The sequence below is a fragment of the Citrobacter sp. wls718 genome, from assembly GCF_005280945.1.
In the GTDB taxonomy this organism is placed as follows: domain Bacteria; phylum Pseudomonadota; class Gammaproteobacteria; order Enterobacterales; family Enterobacteriaceae; genus Citrobacter; species Citrobacter gillenii.
On sequence record NZ_SZWV01000056.1, the window covers coordinates 46,096 to 51,574 of the forward strand.

At 51.8% G+C, this 5,479-nt stretch carries 5 protein-coding genes and 1 tRNA gene; 2 read left to right on the top strand and 4 right to left on the bottom strand.

Annotated features, from left to right (window positions below; all coding sequences use genetic code 11):
* Nucleotides 1-90: 90 nt before the first annotated feature.
* The 4 genes from FDW95_RS11205 to FDW95_RS11220 all read right to left on the bottom strand — a co-directional run bounded on the left by FDW95_RS11205 (nt 91) and on the right by FDW95_RS11220 (nt 4,317).
* A tRNA-Pro gene (locus FDW95_RS11205) sits at nt 91-167 on the bottom strand.
* Nucleotides 168-258: 91 nt separating this feature from the next.
* Complete coding sequence (gene eptB, locus FDW95_RS11210) at nt 259-1,950, bottom strand: kdo(2)-lipid A phosphoethanolamine 7''-transferase (protein WP_115257211.1); 1,692 nt, start codon at nt 1,948-1,950, stop codon at nt 259-261.
* 208 nt (nt 1,951-2,158) lie between these two features.
* Nucleotides 2,159-3,361 (bottom strand): MFS transporter, encoded by a 1,203-nt coding sequence (locus tag FDW95_RS11215; RefSeq protein WP_096759157.1) that lies wholly within the window; start codon nt 3,359-3,361, stop codon nt 2,159-2,161.
* Between the two features lie 251 nt (nt 3,362-3,612).
* On the bottom strand, nt 3,613-4,317 hold the full coding sequence (locus tag FDW95_RS11220; RefSeq protein WP_115257210.1) for an autotransporter outer membrane beta-barrel domain-containing protein: 705 nt from the start codon (nt 4,315-4,317) through the stop codon (nt 3,613-3,615).
* A 159-nt stretch (nt 4,318-4,476) separates the two neighbouring features.
* Here FDW95_RS11220 and tag point away from each other — a divergent pair, with 159 nt between their 5' ends.
* Nucleotides 4,477-5,058, top strand: a complete 582-nt coding sequence (gene tag, locus FDW95_RS11225) for a DNA-3-methyladenine glycosylase I (RefSeq protein ID WP_115257209.1) — start codon at nt 4,477-4,479, stop codon at nt 5,056-5,058.
* Nucleotides 5,036-5,476 (top strand): N-acetyltransferase, encoded by a 441-nt coding sequence (locus FDW95_RS11230; protein ID WP_096759154.1) that lies wholly within the window; start codon nt 5,036-5,038, stop codon nt 5,474-5,476. Before tag ends, FDW95_RS11230 begins: the two co-directional genes overlap by 23 nt.
* The last annotated feature ends 3 nt before the right edge of the window (nt 5,477-5,479 follow it).

Genomic DNA, 5,479 nt, shown 5'->3' on the forward strand with positions numbered 1-5,479 from the left:
CCGCTCGAGTCGAACCTCTTACCCCCGGAGGTTCTCATCCTCTTGACTTCAGATGCAAAAAGCCCTGCTCGTTGAGCAGGGCTTTAAATTTGGTCGGTGATAGAGGATTCGAACCTCCGACCCCTTCGTCCCGAACGAAGTGCGCTACCAGGCTGCGCCAATCACCGAATGCGGGGCGCATCTTACTGCTCAGGTGCGCGCCCGTCAATCCCTTCGTATCAAAATGCCATTCGATCGGCGAGAAAGTCAGCAGGCCGGTTACTGCGCCGCGACTTTCTGCCCGCCCGGAACGTTGCACCAGTTATTGTTCTCATTTATACCGCCGTTTGGCGAGGTATAACCGAGGCAACCCAAAATGGTGTCATACAGTTCCACATGACGGCGCGGGACCTTCATATCCGCCTCTTGCTTCAGGTGAGCAAACGACTTCGCATGATCGGGGTCTTCCAGATACTTATCCGACATCCACACCATCATCGGCACGCGGAACTGCTCTGGCGGCGCCATTTTACGCGGCGTACCGTGCAGGTGCTCACGTTCGTTAATAGACTCACCGTGATCGGCGGCATAGAACACTATCGCTTTCTTATCGCGCAGTTGATCAAACACTTTGGTAATAAAGTGATCGACATAGGTCACCGAGTTGTCGAAAGAGTTAATCATCTGTTCTTTCGAACAGCCGCTATCGACATCCACACACTCAGGCTTCCACTGTGCATACTCGCGAGTGTAGCGCTGCGTGTAGTTAAAGTGTGAACCTTTGGTATGCAGAATAATCAGGCGCTTACCGCTGTCATTCTGCTTTAAGGATTGCTGCATTTCGGTAATCAGCAGCATATCGTCAACCGTTTTGCCACGGTTACGCGGCTCTGCGCCAATTTGTTCACGATAGGCGATGTTTTCCGCCATGGTATTACTGTAGAACCACATCTCGCTTTGCATCGCGTAAAGGTCTGTTTTAAACCCTAACTGACCGAGTACGGAAAAAACGTTTTGTTCTTTCAGCGTCCGCTGTGGGTTTTCTTCCGCACCACCTTGACGTACAAACATGCAGCGCAGCGACAACTTGGTCGCGGTATCACATGAATACCCACGGAATGCCGCCAGGTTTTTCTCCTGAGCCAGTCTTGGTGTGGTATTTCGCTCGTAGCCAAAAATCCCCATATGATCCCAGCGCGTGGTCTCACCAATAATAAACACCACGTAGGTGTCATCGAGATTCTTGGGGGCAACATAAGTGAATTTTTTCGCCGGGTTCATCAGCGATTTGTTGTCTGAGGACTCATCAACCTGCGCCCAGGCATACAGCCCTAACGCGGAGAGCCAGTTTGACGGCAGATAGGAGTTTGCCACGACGCCGCCGTAGCTGGGTAAATCGATGCCGGTTTCACGCTCGACGGATCTCTGCTGCATGCTGAGCAGACGAATCGGCGCCCATACCATGATCCCCGCCAGCAAAACGACCGCCACATTGCGAAATCTCATACCTGGCGTGCGCAGCTGTTTTATCAGGGTGTAGCGACAACGGTTATTCCAGATTAAGAGCAACGGCAAAATACTGACCGAAACCAGCCACGCAATAAAATGCCAGCCCACAACTTCCTTCGATAAATCAATATCGGTGGTCATAACCGAGGCAATAATACCGTAACCGATCACCACGTTCAGGAAGGTCATATAATAGCTGGCACCTGCGGAACACAGCACCACAAAGGTTGCCAGTACACGCCAGGCGCGTCGGCCAAATAAAGAGAGAAGACGAAGTAAAAAGAAGGTTGCCAGCACCGCGCCAGCTAATTCAACAACCGCAGAGATTCCTTTCCAGACGGTGAACTCGTACGCATATCCGCTAAAACGACGGTAAAATACAGCGGAGTTCATAAACAGACCGATATAGATTGCCAGCAAGAGACTGAGCTTCTGCTGCGTCATCGACTTAATATATCTCATCAATAAAACCTGGAAAACGGGATAAAAAGCCCTACTTACAGTCAGTTAGACCGGGCAGGTGAAAGATGCGACAACGGCAGAGTTTGAAATGTCTACGGGCGCGAGTAAGTAGACCACAGGTAAACGCAAAAGTGCTTATAGAGAATGAAAATGGCGCATATATTTTTGTAAATATATGCGCCAGGTATTAATGACACCACTAATAGAATCAGGCGTGCGCCTCGGTAAATACGCTACGCTGAGGCTGACGAATGGTGGTAGACAGCGCCAGCGAGATGATTAACAGCGCGAAGATGACACAGAAGGTCACGTAAAAACCGCCAAACAAGGAAGCGATGATGGACCCACAGATGCTGCCAATCCCGAAGCCCAGATAGATAACCCCATAGTTTTTAGCCAGATTATTCAGGCCAAAGAACTCACTGACCAAGGACGGGAATACGGTAATCGTACCGCCAAAGTTAAAGGCAACGCAGGCAATCGCCGCGAAGAAGGTCGCTTCGTTCAGCGGTGCGAATAACAGCGCCGCCATACCGACCAGCGAAACAACCTGACCAATGGTGATAACGCGAATACGGGAAATCTTGTCGGACAGGATGCCCAGCACCAGACGGCCTGACAGGTTAGCGATGGAAATCACCGTCACCGCATTGGCCGCTGTCGCCACATCCATATGCGCCAGAGTTTGTGCAATATCTTTTGCCACACCAATGACATACAGCCCACTCATACACGCGGTCAGGAACATCACTGCCAGCATCCAGTACTGTGGTTTGCGCATAGATTGCGCCAGAGTGTAGTCGTTCTCGACCACGCCATTCACCGTTTTTACTTCCTGATTTGGTGCATCTTTCATCAGCGTAGAGCCAAAGACGATCATCACCAGCACAATGGCACCCCAGATAACAAAGGTTTTCTCCAGCCCGACGGTTTCCAGCAGATGAGTGTCGATAAACTTGAAGCCGAGGCTGCCGAGGCCATAAGAGCCGATAGCAAAAGCAGAAATCAGCCCTTTACGCTCAGGGAACCATTTTACGCAGTTGGACAGCGTTAACAGGTAGCCCGCACCATCCGCCAGGCCCACCAGTACACCCGCACTCAGCCACAGCATAATCAGGCTGTCAGAGTGTGCGGTTAAGAAGAAGCCCACGCCCAGCAGGATACCGGATGCCATGGTGACGCGTTTCACGCCAAAACGTTCCTGAAGTTTCCCGGCGACAGAAGAAGAAATCGCCAGGCCCAGGCTTAACAAGCCAAAGGAGAAAGCCACCTGGCTGACCGGCGCATCCAGCTTTGAAGAAAGCGCGCCATTGAACAGGCTCCAGGTGTAAACCGAACCTAAGGCAAATTGGGTAATGATGGTGCCGATCAGGGTCAGCCACCGGGTACGCTGATAATCAGAAGTTTTCATGGCAGTATTCCTGCATAAGCAAAATGGGAAATTCTCTGCCAACAACCATACCGAAGTGCATTTATGACGAGGGGAAAACAGCATGAAGTGCCATCAGAACGGAATGAAATGCCTGGATTGCGGAATGAATGACGAGACAAAAAGTGAGAGGACCGGATTTTTTCACACAAGTGAGTACCCGCTATCACTGAGACGCGTGTGATTATTGATTCTAATTTGTAACGGAGTTGTTTTATTTACGCATGTTCGCGTTAAAATTTAGCGCTTACTCCCATGGTGTACATATAGTCACTGTTATTGGTGCTATTTTCCGCCTGAGAGAGCGCAGCATAGGCCGCCATATGCGGATTGAGCAGCATATCAGCCCCCACGGTAACATCCAGCCAGTTGCCGTCCTGACTCACCGCGGACATCCGGCTGAGGCCCGATTGCGCCTTCCAGATATTCTCGCCAAACTGCTGGTTATAGCTGATTTGCGCCCACGGACGCACATCGCCAAACTGCGAATTAACCCGCCAGCCTAAGGTGCTGACGCTGGCATGCCATAACGGATCGGTCTGCTTGACGGACGTCGCACTGTCGCCAAACTCGTTATAGGTGGACGTTGCCGAACCGTCATAATGCAGGGCTGCGATCGGGCCGGTCGTCACTTGTCTGGACACGGGGAAATTCCAGCCCATACTCATACCGCTGGTCGTATCCAGCGTCGTTTGGTCCGCCAGGTTCACCACCGGACCCGCCACGCTCTTCGTGGAACGAATGCGTTCTTCAAGTATGTCGTTATAGCGTGGTTGGTGATCGCTGTCCCATGTATAACGTTCAGCCGTATGACCTGACATAGCATCAACGATATATTTTTGTTGCCAGCCATAGGCCGTATGGGTAGACAGCGCACAGACCACGACGCTCACCAGAAGGCTGAACCTCTGGCGACCACTACTGTTTCTTATAATCATCAACGCGACTCCAGAAAAGAGCCGAATTCGGCGATATTATTGTCATTGTGTGAAGGATATCGGGCACATTAGGCCCTGTATTAAATATTGTCTTTTTAGCGGGCGCGTCAAGGCGAGCCGAATGAAATTTTTACGCCAGTAAAAACAGCGAGGAAGAATATGCAGCGTTGCGGCTGGGTCAGTCAGGATCCACTATACATTGCCTATCACGACAAGGAGTGGGGTGTCCCCGAAACCGATGGTCAAAAGCTGTTCGAGATAATCTGTCTGGAGGGGCAGCAGGCGGGGTTATCGTGGATAACCGTCCTGAAGAAACGGGAAAACTATCGTCATGCTTTCCACCATTTCGATCCCGTCGCCGTTGCCGCGATGACCGAAGATGATGTCGAAAGGCTGGTGCTGGATGCCGGTATTATTCGTCATCGAGGGAAAATTCAGGCCATTATCGGCAACGCACGCGCCTACCTGGCGATGGCGCAAAACGGCGAACCGTTTAGCGAGTTTGTCTGGTCGTTCGTTGATCATCAACCGCAGCTGACGCGCGCCGCCAGCCTGAGCGACATCCCCACCTCAACCCCTGCGTCTGACGCGCTCTCAAAAGCGTTAAAAAAGCGCGGCTTTAAGTTTGTCGGCACCACCATCTGTTACTCCTTTATGCAGGCATGCGGGCTGGTCAACGACCATGTCACCGGCTGTATTTGCTACCCGGAGGGTCAACATGATTCGCCAATCAACGCCTGACGATCTGGCGCCGATTCTGGCGCTGTGGATGGATAGCACGATTTATGCTCATCCGTTTATTGAAGAACGCTACTGGCGTGAGAGTGAACCCATCGTACGCGATGTCTACCTGCCCGCAGCACAAACCTGGGTATGGGAGGAAAGTGGCCAGCTCAAAGGCTTTGCCAGCGTGATGGAAGCGCGCTTTTTGGGCGCACTGTTTGTTGAACCTACCGCCATCAGAAGCGGGATCGGCAAAGCGCTGGTGCAGCATGTCCAGCAGCGCTTTTCGTTGCTCAGCCTTGAGGTTTATCAGAAGAACCAGTCGGCGGTGAATTTCTACCATGCGCTGGGTTTTCGTATTGAAGACAGCGCATGGCAGGAAGAGACGCATCACCCCACGTGGATTATGAACTGGCAGGCGGATCAAACGCCGTAAGCG